This is a genomic window from Bordetella parapertussis, assembly GCF_020735925.1.
Classification (GTDB): Bacteria; Pseudomonadota; Gammaproteobacteria; order Burkholderiales; family Burkholderiaceae_B; genus Bordetella; species Bordetella pertussis.
In genome coordinates, this window is record NZ_CP085971.1 from 955547 (window position 1) to 970674 (window position 15128).

11 protein-coding genes and 3 pseudogenes are annotated in these 15128 nt (G+C 71.1%); 5 read left to right on the plus strand and 9 right to left on the minus strand.

Annotated features, from left to right (window positions below; translation table 11 throughout):
• Positions 1 to 3: 3 nt before the first annotated feature.
• From LK409_RS04505 to LK409_RS04515, 5 genes and pseudogenes are all read right to left on the minus strand, one after another.
• Complete coding sequence (locus LK409_RS04505) at positions 4 to 1143, minus strand: ABC transporter permease (protein ID WP_010927977.1); 1140 nt, start codon at positions 1141 to 1143, stop codon at positions 4 to 6.
• The gene (locus tag LK409_RS22840; protein ID WP_407652264.1) at positions 1140 to 1703 is read right to left on the minus strand and encodes an ABC transporter ATP-binding protein; all 564 of its coding nucleotides are present in this window, start codon (positions 1701 to 1703) and stop codon (positions 1140 to 1142) included. Before LK409_RS22840 ends, LK409_RS04505 begins: the two co-directional genes overlap by 4 nt.
• A gap of 58 nt (positions 1704 to 1761) precedes the next feature.
• Positions 1762 to 2466 (minus strand): annotated as a pseudogene (locus LK409_RS22845) (ATP-binding cassette domain-containing protein); the annotation flags it as partial.
• Positions 2455 to 2796, minus strand: a pseudogene (locus tag LK409_RS22850) (ATP-binding cassette domain-containing protein); the annotation flags it as partial. The pseudogenes LK409_RS22850 and LK409_RS22845, both read right to left, overlap by 12 nt.
• An 89-nt stretch (positions 2797 to 2885) precedes the next feature.
• Complete coding sequence (locus LK409_RS04515) at positions 2886 to 3899, minus strand: HlyD family efflux transporter periplasmic adaptor subunit (RefSeq protein WP_003812256.1); 1014 nt, start codon at positions 3897 to 3899, stop codon at positions 2886 to 2888.
• 118 nt (positions 3900 to 4017) lie between these two features.
• Between LK409_RS04515 and LK409_RS04520 the strand changes: the two genes are divergently transcribed.
• Together LK409_RS04520 and LK409_RS04525 are read left to right on the plus strand one after the other, a co-directional pair.
• A complete protein-coding gene (locus LK409_RS04520) occupies positions 4018 to 4665 on the plus strand; it encodes a CerR family C-terminal domain-containing protein (RefSeq protein ID WP_003812253.1) in 648 nt (215 codons plus the stop codon).
• Positions 4666 to 4724: 59 nt separating this feature from the next.
• Positions 4725 to 6485: an alkaline phosphatase D family protein gene (locus LK409_RS04525; RefSeq protein ID WP_010927978.1), complete on the plus strand. Its 1761-nt coding sequence runs from the start codon at positions 4725 to 4727 to the stop codon at positions 6483 to 6485.
• Here the strand turns inward: LK409_RS04525 and LK409_RS04530 are convergent, their stop codons facing one another.
• Together LK409_RS04530 and LK409_RS04535 are read right to left on the minus strand one after the other, a co-directional pair.
• Positions 6486 to 7331, minus strand: coding sequence for an aldo/keto reductase (locus LK409_RS04530; RefSeq protein WP_010927979.1), 846 nt, complete (start codon positions 7329 to 7331; stop codon positions 6486 to 6488).
• Between the two features lie 42 nt (positions 7332 to 7373).
• Positions 7374 to 9242 (minus strand): sigma-54-dependent Fis family transcriptional regulator, encoded by a 1869-nt coding sequence (locus LK409_RS04535; RefSeq protein ID WP_010927980.1) that lies wholly within the window; start codon positions 9240 to 9242, stop codon positions 7374 to 7376.
• A gap of 257 nt (positions 9243 to 9499) precedes the next feature.
• Between LK409_RS04535 and LK409_RS04540 the strand changes: the two genes are divergently transcribed.
• Positions 9500 to 11029, plus strand: coding sequence for an aldehyde dehydrogenase family protein (locus LK409_RS04540; RefSeq protein WP_041937141.1), 1530 nt, complete (start codon positions 9500 to 9502; stop codon positions 11027 to 11029).
• A 203-nt stretch (positions 11030 to 11232) separates the two neighbouring features.
• On the opposite strand, the gene LK409_RS04545 is transcribed toward LK409_RS04540, so the two are convergent.
• Positions 11233 to 11883 carry a flavodoxin family protein gene (locus LK409_RS04545; RefSeq protein ID WP_010927982.1) on the minus strand — a complete coding sequence of 217 codons (651 nt, stop codon included), beginning with the start codon at positions 11881 to 11883 and terminating at the stop codon, positions 11233 to 11235.
• 131 nt (positions 11884 to 12014) lie between these two features.
• Here LK409_RS04545 and LK409_RS04550 point away from each other — a divergent pair.
• A pseudogene (locus tag LK409_RS04550) lies at positions 12015 to 12921 on the plus strand (LysR substrate-binding domain-containing protein).
• A complete protein-coding gene (locus tag LK409_RS04555) occupies positions 12918 to 14213 on the plus strand; it encodes a DUF445 domain-containing protein (RefSeq protein ID WP_003812238.1) in 1296 nt (431 codons plus the stop codon). Before LK409_RS04550 ends, LK409_RS04555 begins: the two are co-directional and overlap by 4 nt.
• 21 nt (positions 14214 to 14234) lie before the next feature.
• Here the strand turns inward: LK409_RS04555 and LK409_RS04560 are convergent, their stop codons facing one another.
• Positions 14235 to 15119 (minus strand): LysR substrate-binding domain-containing protein, encoded by an 885-nt coding sequence (locus LK409_RS04560; RefSeq protein WP_010927983.1) that lies wholly within the window; start codon positions 15117 to 15119, stop codon positions 14235 to 14237.
• Positions 15120 to 15128: the final 9 nt, after the last annotated feature.

Consider the following 15128-nt stretch of genomic DNA (forward strand, 5'->3'; position numbering starts at 1 on the left):
GTGTCAGTCCAGGGATTTGCGCGTCAGGCGGCGCGCCAGGGCCAGCAGCGCCACGGCGTAGACGGCCAGGATGGCGCAGTTGCGGGCGATCAGGGGCCAGTTGTCGCCGGCCAGGAACGCGGTCTTCACCAGCTCCATGAAGTAGGTGGCGGGCAGCAGCGAGCCCACGAAGCGGATTGCCGCCGGCACGTTGCGCAGGTCGAACAGAAAGCCCGACAGCATCAGCGCCGGCAGGAAGCTGCTGAGCACGGCGACCTGGCTGGCCAGGAACTGGTTGCGCGTGGTGGCCGAGATCAGCAGGCCGATGCCCAGCGCCACGACCAGGTAGAGCATGGCGCTGAGCAGCAGCACCGCCAGCGAACCCTGCAGCGGCACGTGGAACAGCAGGCGCGCCGCGGCCAGGCACAGCCCCAGTTCCAGCATGCCGACGACGAAGTAGGGGATCATCTTGGCCAGCAGGATTTCGGTGGGGCGCACGGGCGTGACGAACAGCGCCTCCAGGGTGCCGCGCTCCCATTCGCGCGCCACCACCAGCGCCGTCAGGAAGGCGCCGACCAGGGTCATGATGAGCGCGATCAGGCCGGGCACCAGGTACCAGGTGCTGGTGTTGGCGGCGTTGAACCACAGCCGCTCGACCATGGTCACGCCGGGCGGCGGCGCGGCGTGGCCGGCGCGGTCGGCGCGCAGGCGCGCTGCGTGCCCGAGCGCGCCGTCGACGTAGCGCGCCAGGGCGGCGGCGCTGTTGGCGTCGGCGCCATGCAGCAGCAACTGCACCTGCGCGTCGCCGGCAGCCAGCCGGCGCGCGAAGTCGGCGGGCACGCGCACGATGCCCTCGACCTCGTGCCGGCGCATCAGCGTTTCGGCGCTATGCATATCGGCCAGCCAGACCGGCGCCAGGTAGTCCGAGCCGGCCAGGCCGGCCAGCGCGTCGCGCGCCTGGGGCGAGCGGTCTTCCAGCACGACCGCGATCGGCGCGTTGCGCAGGTCCAGCGACAGCCCGTAGCCGAAAATCAGGATCAGCAGGATGGGCAGGACCAGGCCAATGGCCAGGTTGCTGCGGTCGCGCAGCAACTGGCGGAACTCCTTGCGCACGAGGCTGGCCAGCCGGGGCCAGAAACCGCCGGCGCCTGCGCGCGGGCTCATGGCCGCGTCTCCCGGCCCTGGCGGGCGCGCGCCTGTTCGACGATGCCGATGAAGGCCGTGTTCATGTCGCCGGCATTGCCCGCCTGGCGGCGCACCGCGTCGGGCGTGCCCAGCGCCAGCAGCCGGCCGGCGTCCTGGATGGCGATGCGGTCGCAGTATTCGGCCTCCTCCATGAAGTGCGTGGTGACGATGATGGTGGTGCCGTCCAGGGCCAGCGCGGTGATGCGGCGCCAGAACGCGCGCCGCGCCAGCGGGTCGATGCCGCTGGTGGGTTCGTCCAGGAACAGGATCTCGGGTTCGTGCAGCAGGCCGGTGGCCATGGCCAGGCGTTGCTGGTAGCCGCCGGGCAGCTCGCCGCTGCGCGCCTGGGCATGGCCGCGCAGGCCGAACTCGTCCAGCACGGCGTCGATGCGCCGGCGCAGCGCCGCGCCGCCCAGCCCGTAGACGCCGCCGAAGAAGGCGAGGTTCTCGGCCACCGTCAGGTTGCCGTACAGGGCGAACTTCTGCGATACATAGCCGATGTGGCGCCGCGCCCGCGCCGGCGCGTTGCGCAGGTTCACGCCGGCCACCCGCAGCTGGCCGCTGCTGGCCGCACAGCATGCGGAACGTGGTGGTCTTGCCGGCGCCGTTGGGGCCGAGCAGGCCGAAGATCTCGCCGCGGCGCACGCTGAACGAGGTGCTGGCCACGGCGGTGGACGCGCCGAACTTGCGCACCAGGTCATGGACTTCGATGGCGGGCTGGGCCGCGTCCGGGGCGTCGCTGGCGCGCGGCGCCGGCGGGACCGGGCGCGGCGCGGCCGTGGCCGCGGGCGCGTCGGCCGCCAGGCGCGCGCGCAGCAGCATCTGCACGCCGTCTTCCAGGCGCGCCGGCGTGGCGTGGGCCTGCGCGCCGCCGAGCAGGGCGCGCAGGCGTGCCGGGTCGGCGTCGGGGCGCTGGATGTAGCGCACCGCGCCGCCCTCGGGCACGGCGTCGATGATCTGCGCGCTGTCGTCGAGCAGGCGCGCCTGCAAGGTGCGCGCCGGCACGCCTGCCGGCGGCGCGGCGAGAAAGCACAGGCCCTGGGCCGGCTCGCGCAAGGCCTGCGGCGCGCCCTGCGCGAGCAGCGTGCCGCGGTACAGCACGTGGACTTGCGCGCAATGCTGCGCTTCGTCGAGGTAGGCGGTGCTGACCAGCACGCTGAGCCGCGTTTGCTCGACCAGTTGCTGGACGATCTGCCACAGCTCGCGGCGCGACAGCGGATCCACGCCCACGGTCGGTTCGTCCAGCAGCAGCAGGTCGGGCGAGCGCACCAGGGTGCAGGCCAGCCCCAGCTTCTGCTTCATGCCGCCCGACAGTTTGCCGGCCGGCCGCTCGGTAAAGCGCGCCAGGTCGGTCATGGCCAGCAGGCGCGCGTAGCGTTCGCGGCGCTCGCGCGCGGGCACGCCGTGCAGGTCGGCGTACAGGTCGAGGTTTTCCTGCACGCTGAGGTCTTCGTACAGGCCGAAGCGTTGCGGCATGTAGCTGATGCGGTCCTGCACCGCCTGGGGCGATTGGACGGCATCGATGCCCAGCACGCGCAGCGTGCCGGCGTCGGGCCGCATCAGGCCCGCGATCAGCCGCAGCAAGGTGGTCTTGCCGGCTCCGTCGGGCCCGACCAGCGCGGTCAGCCGGCCGCGCGCGACCGACAGCGTCAGCGCATCGAGCGCGAGCGTCTGGCCAAAGCGTTTGGACAGGTCCCGCGCCTCGATGACGGGCGCCTCGTTCATGCGCCGGGCTCCGCCGCATCGGCCAGGTCCAGCCGCACGGTGGCCGGCATGCCCAGACGCAGCCGGTCCTGCGGGTCGTCGACGCGGATGCGGATTTCATACACCAGGCTGGTGCGCAGGGTTTCGGTCTGCACGGTCTTGGGCGTGAACTCGGCCACCGACGAGATATAGCCCACCTGGCCGTCGATGGCGCGGTCGGGCTGGCTGTCGGTGTAGACCCGGGCCCGCATGCCCGGCCGCACGCGCCCCAGGTCGGGTTCGGACAGGTAGGCGCGCACCCACTTGGGCTCGGTCAGCGCCAGCGTATAGACGGGGCGCTGCGGCGAGGCCATGTCGCCGGGCTCGAGCAGGCGCGCGCGCACGACGGCGTCGGTGGGCGCTTTCAGTTCGGCCTGGGCCAGCCGGTGCCGCAGCAGGGCCAGTTCGGCCAGGCTGGCCTGCCACTGCGCCGCCGCTTCGGCGATGTCTTCGTCGCGCGGCCCCAGCAGGGCCAGCTGCAGCGCCTTGGCCTGGGTTTCGGCCTGGGCGCGCGCTACCCGCAGGCGCGCCGCTGCGCGGTCGATGTCCTGCCGGCTGACGGCGCGCCCATCGGTGGCGCGGGCGGTGCCCTGCAGGCGCTGCAGGTCCTGCTGCGCGAGCGCGGCGTCGGCCGTCGCCGCGTCGGCGCGCGCCCGCGCCTGGGCGATCTCCTGGGGGCGCGAGCCGTTGCGCAGGCGCAGCAGGGCTTGTTCCTGCGCGCTGGCGCGCGCCTGGGCCCGTTCGGCCTCGAGTTGCAGGGTGCGGGTTTCCTGGCGCGCCAGGACCTGGCCGGCGCGCACGCGGTCGCCTTCCTCGACCTGCATGTCGGCGATGCGTTCGCTGTTGTCGAAGGCCAGCGCCACCTGGCGGATATCGACATTGCCATACAGGGTGAGGATGTCGTCCGGGGGTTGCGCGCGGGTCAGCCACCATGCCGCGCCGGCTATCGCCAGCGCGATGGCCGCCGCCGCTGCAATCAGGGGTTTCTTCATGGTCGGCGCTCGCACCGGAGGGGTCGATGGGCCGACTATACATTAAATTCAAATTGAATTTGAAGTAATTTCGGGTGACACTAGACCGTTCTTTCAATGCACCGCCACACCGATCACCATGACCAGACCGCGCCGTTCGCTGCGGGCCGACGGGGCCAGCACCCGCGCCAGGATCCTCGAGGCAGCCGGCCAGCTGTTCGGCCAGTACGGCTATGCGGGCGTGGCCAGCAAGGCCATTTGCGCGGCCGCCGGCGCCGACCTGGCGGCGATCAACTACCACTTCGGCAGCCGCGACGGCCTGTACCGCGCGGTGCTGGTCGAGGGGCACAAGCATTTCATCAATCTCGATACCTTGACGGCGCTGACGCAAAGCGATCTGTCGCCGCGCGAGAAACTGTGCGCCTTCATCGACGGCATGGTGGCGGGGTTGTGGGAGCAGGACTGGCACACGCGGGTCTGCGCGCGCGAGGTGCTGGCGCCGTCGGCGCATTTCGCCGCGCTGATCGACGAAGAGGTGCTGCCCAAGTTCCGGCTGGTGGCGGGCATCCTGGGCGACATCACGGGCTTTGCGCCGGGCGATCCGGCGCTGGCGCGTTGCGCCGTGAGCATCGTGGCGCCATGCATGATGCTGATGGTGGTCGACCGCAATGCGCCCAGCCCGCCGCAGCAGGTGCTGGCGCAGCCGGCGGCCGACCTGGCCGAGCATCTCAAGCGCTTCGCGCTGGCCGGCCTGGACGCGGTCAGCGCCGCCGCGCCGCGCCGCTGACGCCTCTGCTACATTGACGCCACCGCGGCCCCGCTCCGGGCGGCCGCCTGGAGGGGACTATGGCAAAAGAGGCGTACACCGTCGGGCCCGTCTTGTCGTTTCGCGGCGTGGGAGGCGCGCGCCAGTGGCGCGTGAGCGCGCTGATCGGCGTCCCGCGCACCGCGAAGGCGCCCGCGCTGCGCGTGGAAGGGCGGGCCTGTGCCGCGCCCGTGGTGCTGCACCAGACCGCGCGCGAAACCTTCCTGCGCTACGACCTCAGCTGCGACATGCAGGCGCGCGAGCGCAAGGTCGAGTTCGGCCCCAGGGGCGGACCGGCCTGGCATTTCACCGTGCCCGCGAAGGGCGCCGCGCCGCGCCTGGCCTATGTGTCGTGCAACGGCTTTTCCGACCCCAGCGGCATGCGCAAGCTGGTGCGCCCGGAAAACGCCGTATGGGCGGACCTGCTGTGCAACCACGATCGCGACTTGCGGCCGGCGGACTATCTGCTGGACAAGGAACAGTTGTGGCACGAAACGCGTACCCATGACGAAGGCCTGCAGCGCTTCCACCTGCTGCTGATGGGCGGCGACCAGATCTATTTCGATTCGATCTGGGAGTACATCGCGGCGCTCAAGCAGTGGGTGGGCCTGGCGCGCGCGCAGCAGCTGGAATTCAAGGTCAGCCAGGCGCTGGAAGACGAGATCGAGGCGTACTACTTCGGCCTGTACAGCCGCCGCTGGCTGCCGCCGTCGCGCGCGCCATGGGCGGGCGCGCAGCCCAGCCTGGACGCCGCCGACGCCATGGCCCGCGTGCCCACCATCATGATGTGGGACGACCACGACATCTTCGACGGCTGGGGTTCGTACAGCCCGGCCATGCAGCGCTGCGAACTGTTCCAGACCCTGTTCAGGCATGCGCGGCGCGCCTTCTGGGTCTTCCAGATGCAGCACGCGCTGGCCGACCTGCCGCCCCTGCAGGCGATCGCGCGCGCCAATGTGCTGCCGCAGGATCCGCAGTACGAGGGCATCGCCTGGAGCCGGCAGCTCAAGCGCGACCGGCTGGCGCTGCCGCTGCTCGACGGCCAGCCCGGCTTCACCTCGGCCTATCGGCTGGGGCCGCTGGCGCTGGTGGCCGCCGACCTGCGCACCGAGCGATCGCGCACGCAGATCCTGGGCACGCAGGCGTGGACCGCGCTGCAGGGCTGGCTGCATGGGCTCAAGGGCAACCGGCCGGCTTCGGCCACGGGCGGCTGCCGGCATCTGATCTTCATGTCCTCGGTGCCGGTGGCGCATCTCAAGCTGTCGCTGGCCGAAGGCCTGCTCGACACCTTTGGCCAGGACCATGTGCTCGACAGCAATGCCGACGACCTGAAAGATCATTGGTCGCACGACGACCACGAGGGCGAACGCAAGCGCCTGCTGGAGACGCTGATGCAGGTCGCCAACGAGAAGCTGCTGCGCGTGTCGATCGCCTCGGGCGACGTGCACGTGGCGGCGTGGGGCAATGCCTACCGGCGCGACATCCCGCCCACGTCGAACTGGGCGCAGATCCAGCAGTTCACCTCGTCGGCGGTGGTGCACCCGTCGCTGCTCGGCGTGGCCGAGCGCCTGTTCCTGTTCATGCTCAACGGCACGGCGGCCCAGGCGCAGCCCATCGACGTGAACCTGAGCGTGGAGATGATGCTGTTTCCTGGCCACAATCGCTATGTGATGCCGGCGCGCAACTGGCTGGCCTTCGAGCTCGACGCCGGCAAGGCCGGCAAGCTGTGGGCGAGCTGGCGCTGCGAGACCGAGACGGGCTTCTCCAACCATCTGCAGGCGGTGCAGCCCGCGCAGGGCTGATCAGATCATCGGCAGGCTGGCCGGGCGGGGGCCGCGCTCGAACGCGGCGTCCAGGTCGGCGCAGTCCTGTTCGCTCAGCGCCAGGCGGCCGGCGGCGGCGTTGGCCGCCACGTGGGCCGGGTCGGCCGCCTTGGGAATCGCGAACACGCCGGGCTGGCGGGTGAGAAAGGCCAGCGCGATCTGGCGCGGCGTCGCGCCGTGGGCCTGCGCGATGCGCGCCAGCACGCGCCCGCCGGCGCTGGCTGGCGCCGGGAAGTCGTCGTGGCCGAACGGGCTGTAGGCCACCACGGCCACGCCATGCGCCGCGCACCAAGGCATGACCGCATGCTCGATGGCGCGCTCGCGCAGGTGGTAGAGCACCTGGTTGCAGGCCAGCTTGCCGGGGCCGACGATGTCCTGGGCTTCCTGCAGGTCGTCGACGTCGAAATTGCTGACCCCGTAGCTGCGGATCTTGCCTTCGCGCTGCAGCGCGTCGAATGCCGCGAAGGTTTCTTCCAGCGGATGGGCGCCGCGCCAGTGCAGCAGGTAGCAATCGAGATGGTCGGTGCCCAGGCGGCGCAGCGAGCGTTCGCAGGCCGCGCGCGTGCCGGCGCGCGAGGCGTTTTCCGGTAGCACCTTGGACACCAGGAAAACCTGGTCGCGGCGGCCCGCGATGGCCTCGCCCACCAGGCGTTCGGCCGCGCCCGCGCCATACATCTCGGCGGTATCGATGTGGGCCATGCCTAGGTCCAGCCCGTTGCGCAGGGCATCGACCGCGCTGGCGCGCGCGCTGTTGTCGAGGTTCCAGGTGCCCTGGCCGATGGCCGCGACTATGCGGTCGGTGGCGCCGAAGCGATGCTGTTTCATGGTGACTCCCCGCGGGCAAGCCCCAAGCGTAGCAGGCCGGCGCTAGCCGCGCTGGCGCGCCAGGTGCCGGTACAGCGTGCTGCGATGGATGCCGAGTTCGTGCGCGGCCCCGGCGATATTGCCGCCGTGGCGGGCCAGGGCCTGGTCGATCCGGTGCAGGCTGGCGTCGCGCAGCGAGGCGGGCGCCGCGGGCGGGGCCGCCACGCCCGGGCGCGGCGCGGCGCCGTCGGCCGCGTGGACGGCGGGCGCGGCGATGGCGGCGGGCAGGTGGTGGCGATGGATCAGGCTGCCGGGCGGATGGAACAGCGCCAGCGTGCGCAGCACCGAGCGCAGCTGCCGGTAGTTGCCCGGCCACGCATAGGCGGCCAGCGCGTCGAGGGCGTCGTCGGCCAGCGTCAGGCCGGCGGGCGTGTCGTCCAGCGCGCGCAAGGCGGCGCAGATAAAGGGGCGCAGGTCGTCGCGCTCGCGCAGCCGCGGCAAGGGGACCGCATAGTCGTGCAGGCGGTAATAGAGGTCGGCGCGGAACTCGCCGGCGGCGATCATGGCGTCCAGGTCGCGGTGGGTGGCGCTGACCAGGCCGAAGTTGACCGGCACCGCCTTGTCGGCGCCCAGCGGCTGCACCATGCGCTCCTGCAGGGCGCGCAGCAGGCGGGTCTGCAGGGCCAGCGGCATGTCGCCGATTTCGTCCAGGAACAGCACGCCGCCGTCGGCTTCGCGCAGCCGGCCGCGCGCGCCCAGCCGCCGCGCGCCGGTATAGGCGCCCGGCTCGTAGCCGAACAGTTCGGCCTCGATCAGGCTTTCGGGCAGGGCGCCGCAATTGACCGCGACGAACGGACCGTCGCGCCAGATGCTGCGGCGGTACAGGTGCTGTGCGTAGACTTCCTTGCCGGCGCCGGTTTCGCCTTGCAGCAGCACCGACAGGCCGCCGTCGAGCGCGCGCCGGGCGCGTTCGAAGCCGGCCTGCAGCGCCGGCGCCAGCGCCGGCAGCGTTTCCTCGGGCGCCTGCGCCGGCACGGCGCGCGGCGGGCGTGGGGGCGCGGGCAGCGAGCGCGCATGCCCGCCCTGGCGCAGCACGGCATGGAAGGGAGCGCCTTGCGGCGTATGGACGCGGCCGGGCGTGCGCGCGACGGCGCGCCAATCGACCAGCCAGCCGTCCAGCGGCTGGTCCAGCAGCGCGGGCCAGGTGGCGCCCAGCAGCGCGACGGCGGCATCGTTGGCGCCGACGATGCGTTCGTCCTCGATCAGCAGCAGCCCGCGTTCGACCGAATCGAGCAGCGAGGCCTGCTTGTGGAAGACCAGGTACAGGCAGCGCTCGCCGGCCTGCTCGATGACGCGGTTGGCAACCTGGCGCGCGCACATGCTGGCCAGGCTCAGCGCATAGGCGTGCATGCGCCCGGCGTCGCCCGAGATATCCAGCACGCCGAGGATGTCGCCGCGCGGCGAACGGATCGGCGCCGCGTGGCAACTGAGGATCTGGTTGCGCCGCAGGAAGTGTTCGGCGCCGTGCACGCGCAGCGCGGCGGCTTCGATCAGCGCCGTGCCGATGGCGTTGGTGCCGCGATGGTTTTCGGCCCAGCTGACCCCGGGCCGCAGCGCCATGTGGTCGGCGCGCTGCAGGAAACCGGTATTGCCGCTTGCCTGCAGGATCACGCCGCTGGCGTCGGCCAGCAGCACCAGGCTGGAGGCGCTGGCCACCATGCCGGCCAGGGTTTCGATTTCGGGCTGGGCGGCGCGCAGCACGCAGGCGTGCTGCTCGAGGCGTTCCTGCAGGTCGCCGTGACGCAGGGCGACGGGGTCGTCGTGCAGGTCGGCGGTGGCGCTGGCGCAGCGCTCCCAGGAGCGCACGATGGGAGCGGCGGCCTGCGTGGACGGCAGGTGCTGGCCGGATGCGGAAAGCTGGTAGCCGGGCATGCGGTGTCTCCTTGCGTGTCGCGCGCCGCGACGCGATGTCGCCGCCGGCAATGCCGGCCTGTCGCAAGATGCGACAGGCCGCTGTTTTTTATAGGGAAATTATGCATGAAAAGCGCGTGCGCGCTGGCCGTCCAGAGGTAACAGCTCGTCGCCGCGGGCTGGCACGGCGTTTGCATGAGCCTGAACGGCGCCCCATGCGCCCGCCGCGCGACGGCAAGCAATCGTCACGGCGCCACAACGACATCAGGAGACAAACCATGGATCTATCCGACCTGAAAAAATTGGGCCTGGATGTGGCCTACCCGTTCAAGGAACAGTACGAGAACTACATCGGCGGCCAATGGGTGCCTCCGGTAGGCGCGGAGTACTTCGACAATCTGTCGCCCATTACCGGCCAGCCGTTTTGCCGCGTGCCGCGCTCGGGCGCGGCCGACATCGAACTGGCGCTGGACGCGGCGCATCGCGCGCGCGCCGCGTGGGCGCGCACCTCGCCCGCCGAGCGGGCCAACATCCTGCTGCGTATCGCCGACCGCATCGAGGGACAGTTGCCGATGCTGGCGGTGGCCGAGTCGATCGACAACGGCAAGCCGCTGCGCGAGACCACCGCGGCCGACCTGCCGCTGGCGATCGACCATTTCCGCTATTTCGCGGGCTGCATCCGGGCGCAGGAGGGCGCCATCTCGGAGATCGACGCCAACACCGTGGCCTACCACTTCCACGAACCCATCGGCGTGGTGGGGCAGATCATTCCCTGGAACTTCCCGCTGCTGATGGCGGCCTGGAAGCTGGCGCCGGCGCTGGCGGCGGGCTGCGTGGTGGTGCTCAAGCCGGCCGAACAGACGCCGGCCTCGATCCTGGTGCTGGCCGAACTGATCGGCGACCTGCTGCCGCCGGGCGTGCTCAACGTGGTCAACGGCTATGGCAAGGAGGCCGGCCAGGCGCTGGCCACCAGCAAGCGCATCGCCAAGATCGCCTTCACCGGGTCGACGCCGGTGGGCAAGCACATCCTGCACGCGGCGGCCGACAACCTGATCCCCGCCACGGTGGAGCTGGGCGGCAAGAACCCCAACATCTTCTTCGACGACGTGATGGACCACGACGACGAGTTCCTGGACAAGGCGCTCGAGGGGCTGGCCATGTTCGCGCTCAACCAGGGCGAGGTCTGCACCTGCCCGTCGCGCATCCTGATCCAGGAGTCGATCTACGAGCGCTTCATCGAGAAGGCCATCGCGCGGGTGCAGTCCATCAAGACCGGCCATCCGCTCGATGCCGGCACCATGGTGGGCGCGCAGGTCTCGCAGGTGCAGATGGACAAGATCCTGTCCTATATCGATATCGGCCGCCAGGAGGGCGCGCAATGCCTGACCGGCGGCGCGCGCAACGACATGCTGCCGGGCGGGCTGGACCAGGGTTTCTATGTCCAGCCGACCATGCTGCTGGGCAAGAACAGCATGCGCATCTTCCAGGAGGAAATCTTCGGGCCGGTCGCGGCGGTGGCCACCTTCAAGGACGAGGAGGAGGCCATCGCCATGGCCAACGACACGTTCTACGGCCTGGGCGCGGGCGTCTGGAGCCGCGACGGCGCGCGGGCCTACCGCGTGGGCCGCGGCATCGAGGCCGGCCGGGTGTGGACCAATTGCTATCACCTGTATCCGGCGCATGCCGCCTTCGGCGGCTACAAGCAGTCCGGCATCGGGCGCGAGACGCACAAGGCGGCGCTGTCGAATTACCAGCAGACCAAGTGCCTGCTGGTGAGCTACAGCGCCAAGGCCCTGGGCTTCTTCTAACCCGGGTGCCTGTCCCCGCCAGGGGACTGGCACCCGCCGACTCCTGGGGTGCCTGTCTCTGCATGGGGACTGGCACCCGCCGACTCCCGGGGTGCCTGTCCCCGCTGGGACAGGCACCAGGATCCCGACGGGGACAGGCACCAGGATCCCCACGGGGACAGGCACCAGAATTCCCGCAGGGACTGGCGCCCCAGGCGCCGCGCTCACGCCGGCGCGCCGGGCCAGACCTGGTGGTCGCGCGGGCTGTCGATGCGATAGTCGGAGTAGGGCAGCGACAACAGGCCGTGGCCCAGCCGGTGCGCGGCTTGCAGCGGACGGCGCGGATCGTGCGCCACTTCGCCTCTGCGGTTGCCCGCCCCGTGCACCATGCCGACGAACTGCGAGTGGGTGTAACGCGTGAACTCCTGCAACTGATGCACGATGCCCAGGGCCGCGCCAGGGTAGGTTTCCTCGGAGGACACGGCCAGCGCCAGCCGCTTGCCCGTCATGCGCCGCAGTACCTCGGCGTGGCGGGGATGGCTGGCTGAGTAATAGGTGAAAGAGCGGTCGAAGAAGGCCTTGGCCTGGGCCGACATGCCGTACCAGTACACCGGCGTGCAGAGCACCACGGCGCGCGCGGGCAGGAAGTGGTCGAAGAAGAGTTCGCCGTAGCGGTCGTCGGGGCGCCGCGCATCGGCCTCTTTCTCGTCGGTCAGGAAGCCCGCGATGTAGTCGTCGAGAAACAGCAGCGTGGCGACGGCGCCGGACTGGCGCGCGCCCTCGGCCACGGCCTGGGCGAGCAGGGCGCTGTTGCCGTCGCGGCGCGGACTGCCGACCAGCACCAGCACGGGGTTGGGGACTTGAGATGAATCCATTTTCATTCCTCGCTAAGCGTTTGGGTGGGGTGAGCGTTGGCGCATGGAAAATTTACGGCTTGATTGCCTGGCTTGGCGAGTGACGATGCCTGCATTAAGATGAATTGAATTCATCTCTGTCGTGACCCCGCATGTTTCATGATCTACCGCTGGGCGCGCTGCGCGCCTTCGAGGCCGCGGCGCGCCTGCTCAGCTTCAAGGGCGCCGCCGCCGAGCTGCATGTCACGCCCACCGCCGTGTCGCACCAGATCCGCGCGCTCGAGCAGCGGCTGGGCTTTGCGCTGTTCGAGCGCCTGCCGCGCGGGGTGCTGCTCACGCCCAAGGGCGGGCGCCTGTTCCAGCGGGTGCATGGCATGCTGCTGGATCTGGCGCAGACGCTGGACGCGCTGCGTCCGCGGCCGAGCACGGGCGGCCTGACGGTGTCGACCACGCATTCGTTTGCCGCGCTGTGGCTGGTGCCGCGGCTGGGGCGCTTCTACCAGGCGCATCCCGGCTACGAGGTGCGGCTGGACGCGACCAGCCGCCTGGTGGATCTGCTGCAGGACGCCAGCGTGGACGTGGCGATCCGCTATGGCGGCGGCGACCGCTCGGGCCGCCACCGCGGCCTGCAGGCCGCGGCCGTGCTGCCCGAGCGCTTCGCCGTCTACGGCGCGCCCGCCGCGGCGGCCCGCGCTGATCTCGGTGCAATGGCGCGATTCCACCGTGTACGAGACCGGCTGGCGGCAATGGTGCGAGGCGGCCGGCGTGAGCTGGCTGGCGCGCGCCGCGCCGCGCAGCTATGAAGAGGAAAACTACGCCCTGCAGGCCGCCATCGCCGGCCAGGGGCTGGTGCTGGCCAGCTCGGCCATGGTGTCCGACAGCGAGGCGCGCGGCCTGCTGGCGTGCTTTCGTCCCGACATCAGCGTGCCCGGGCTGCGCTATACCGCGCTGTCGGCGCCGGGCCGCCAGCGGCACCCGCCGGTGCGCGCCTTCCTGGACTGGCTGGCCGGCGAGTTCGAGACCGCGGCGGTGCGCGGGCGCCCGGGGCTGGCCCCATGAGCGCGCCGGCCGATCCGCGCCTGGCGCAATTGCGCCGCATGCAGCGTTGGGCGCTGGCGCTGCTGGCGGCCATGATCGCCGGCTTCGTCGCCAGCCACCTGATGGGCGGACAGGGCGCCTGGGCCTGGGTACGGGCGTTCTGCGAGGCCGCCACGGTCGGCGCGCTGGCCGACTGGTTTGCCGTGGTGGCGCTGTTTCGCCGCCCGCTGGGGCTGCCGATTCCCCATACCGCCATCATCCCGGCCAACAAGGCGCGTATCGGCGACAACCTTGCGGTGTTCGTGCGCGATCATTTCCTCGATCCCGCGACGCTGCTGGAAAAGCTGCGCGTGTTCGATCCGGCCGCGCGCCTGGGCCATTGGCTGGCCGACCCGCGCCAGACCCGCAGCCTGGGCCAGGGCGCGCGCCAGGTGGCGCTGCAGGCGCTGGACCTGCTCGATGAGCAGGCTGTCAGCCGCGCCATCCAGGGCTTCGCCGTGGCGCAGTTGCGCCGCTGGGACGCGGCGCGCACGGCCGGCGAAGTGCTGGCGCTCCTGACCCGCGACGGCCGCCACCAGGAATTGCTGGACGCCGCGCTGCGCCGGCTGGGCGACTACCTCGGCGAAGAGGATATCCGCCAGCGCGCCTGCGCGCTGCTGGTGAAGTTCGCCCGCAAGGAATGGCCGCGCATCATCGCCGCGGTGGATGTCATCGGCTCGGTGGAGGGCATTGCCGACAACCTGGCCGATCGCATGGCGCGCGCCCTGGTCGACGAACTGCGCGATGTGCTGTCTCGCCCGGATCATCCCGTGCGGCGCAACTACGAGGCGTGGGTGGCCGACTATATTGCGCGGCTGCGCGACGACCCCGAGCTGGCCGGCCAGGTCGAGGCCCTGAAGCAGCGCCTGATCGACGACCCGCGCGTACAGGAGTACGCGCTGGGGCTATGGCGCGACATCCATGCGGTATTGCGGCGCGACCTGCAGGCCGAGGATTCGGCGCTGGCGCGTCACCTGGAGGATGCCCTGCAGGCGCTGGGCCAACGGCTGTCGCGCGACCCCGAGCTGCGCCGGGCGGTCAACGAGCATGTGCTGGACAGCGCGCGCAAGCTGACCGACAGCCTGCGCAGCGGCGTGACCGAGCATATCTCGCGTACCGTCAAGAACTGGGACGAGCGCCACCTGGTGCGCGAACTCGAACTGAGCGTGGGCCGTGACCTGCAGTACATCCGCTTCAACGGGACGCTGGTGGGCGGGTTGATCGGCCTGGCCCTGCATGCCGGCGTGCTGCTGGTGCAGCGGGCCGGCGGCTGAGCCGGCGCGACGCGGGCGCGCTCAGGCGGCGGCCGCGTAAGCCGGCCGGCGCTCCTGGTAGGCCTGGCGGATATGGTGCGCCATTTCCTCGACGGCCTGCGAGCGCTCGCCGGGCGCGATGTACAGATTGATGGCGTAGTCGGGCAGGGCCGGCAGGCCGCTGGCCGCGTCGAGCACTTGCAGGTCGGCGGGGGCCACCGACAACAGGCTGGCCGTGACCGCCAGGTCCAGGCGCACGGTGGTCAACGTGGCGTCGGCATTGCCGTTCTCGAATACGCTGCGCCAGGGAATGCGTCCGCCGTCCAGCGCGTCGGCCAGCACCGGCCGGAAGGCGCAGGCATCGCTGACCAGTGACACCGGCAACGGGTTCTTGCGCCACGCCTGGCCGCCCGGGGCGGCCAGCCACACCACGCGGTCGACGGCCAGGCGCTCGCCGCCCGCCGCCGCGCCGATGGGCTCCTCGGCCAGCGTCAAGTCCAGCTTGCGGCGCCGCACCTGCTCCAGCAGTTCGGGCGAGGTCGCCGAGATCAGTGAAATGTCCACATCGGGATAGCGCAGCGAATAGGCGCGCAGCAGGCCCGGCAAGTGCGTGCCGATCAGGTCGTGCGGCACCCCCAGCCGCACCGCGCCGACGCAGTCGGCGCCGGTCATGTGCTGCATCAGTTCGTCGTTGATGCGCACCATCTCGCGCGCGCGGCCCAGCAGGCGCGCGCCGTCGCCGGTCAGCGCCGCGCCGCTGCGGCGCCGTTCCAGCAAGGTGCGGCCGAACAGGGCCTCCAGCCGCTGCAATTGCTGGCTGACCGCGCCCTGGGTCAGGTGCAGCAGGGCGGCGGCGGCGGTCAGGCTGCCGGTATCGTGGACGGCCAGGAAGGCGCGCAGCAGCGCGGTGTCGATATTGCGGCTCATGATTTATTA

Coding starts and splice junctions, on each gene's coding strand:
- LK409_RS04505 (WP_010927977.1), bottom strand. CDS start 1,143: ATGAGCCCGCGCGCAGGCGCCGGCGGTTTCTGGCCCCGGCTGGCCAGC.
- LK409_RS04515 (WP_003812256.1), bottom strand. CDS start 3,899: ATGAAGAAACCCCTGATTGCAGCGGCGGCGGCCATCGCGCTGGCGATA.
- LK409_RS04520 (WP_003812253.1), top strand. CDS start 4,018: ATGACCAGACCGCGCCGTTCGCTGCGGGCCGACGGGGCCAGCACCCGC.
- LK409_RS04525 (WP_010927978.1), top strand. CDS start 4,725: ATGGCAAAAGAGGCGTACACCGTCGGGCCCGTCTTGTCGTTTCGCGGC.
- LK409_RS04530 (WP_010927979.1), bottom strand. CDS start 7,331: ATGAAACAGCATCGCTTCGGCGCCACCGACCGCATAGTCGCGGCCATC.
- LK409_RS04535 (WP_010927980.1), bottom strand. CDS start 9,242: ATGCCCGGCTACCAGCTTTCCGCATCCGGCCAGCACCTGCCGTCCACG.
- LK409_RS04540 (WP_041937141.1), top strand. CDS start 9,500: ATGGATCTATCCGACCTGAAAAAATTGGGCCTGGATGTGGCCTACCCG.
- LK409_RS04545 (WP_010927982.1), bottom strand. CDS start 11,883: ATGGATTCATCTCAAGTCCCCAACCCCGTGCTGGTGCTGGTCGGCAGT.
- LK409_RS04555 (WP_003812238.1), top strand. CDS start 12,918: ATGAGCGCGCCGGCCGATCCGCGCCTGGCGCAATTGCGCCGCATGCAG.
- LK409_RS04560 (WP_010927983.1), bottom strand. CDS start 15,119: ATGAGCCGCAATATCGACACCGCGCTGCTGCGCGCCTTCCTGGCCGTC.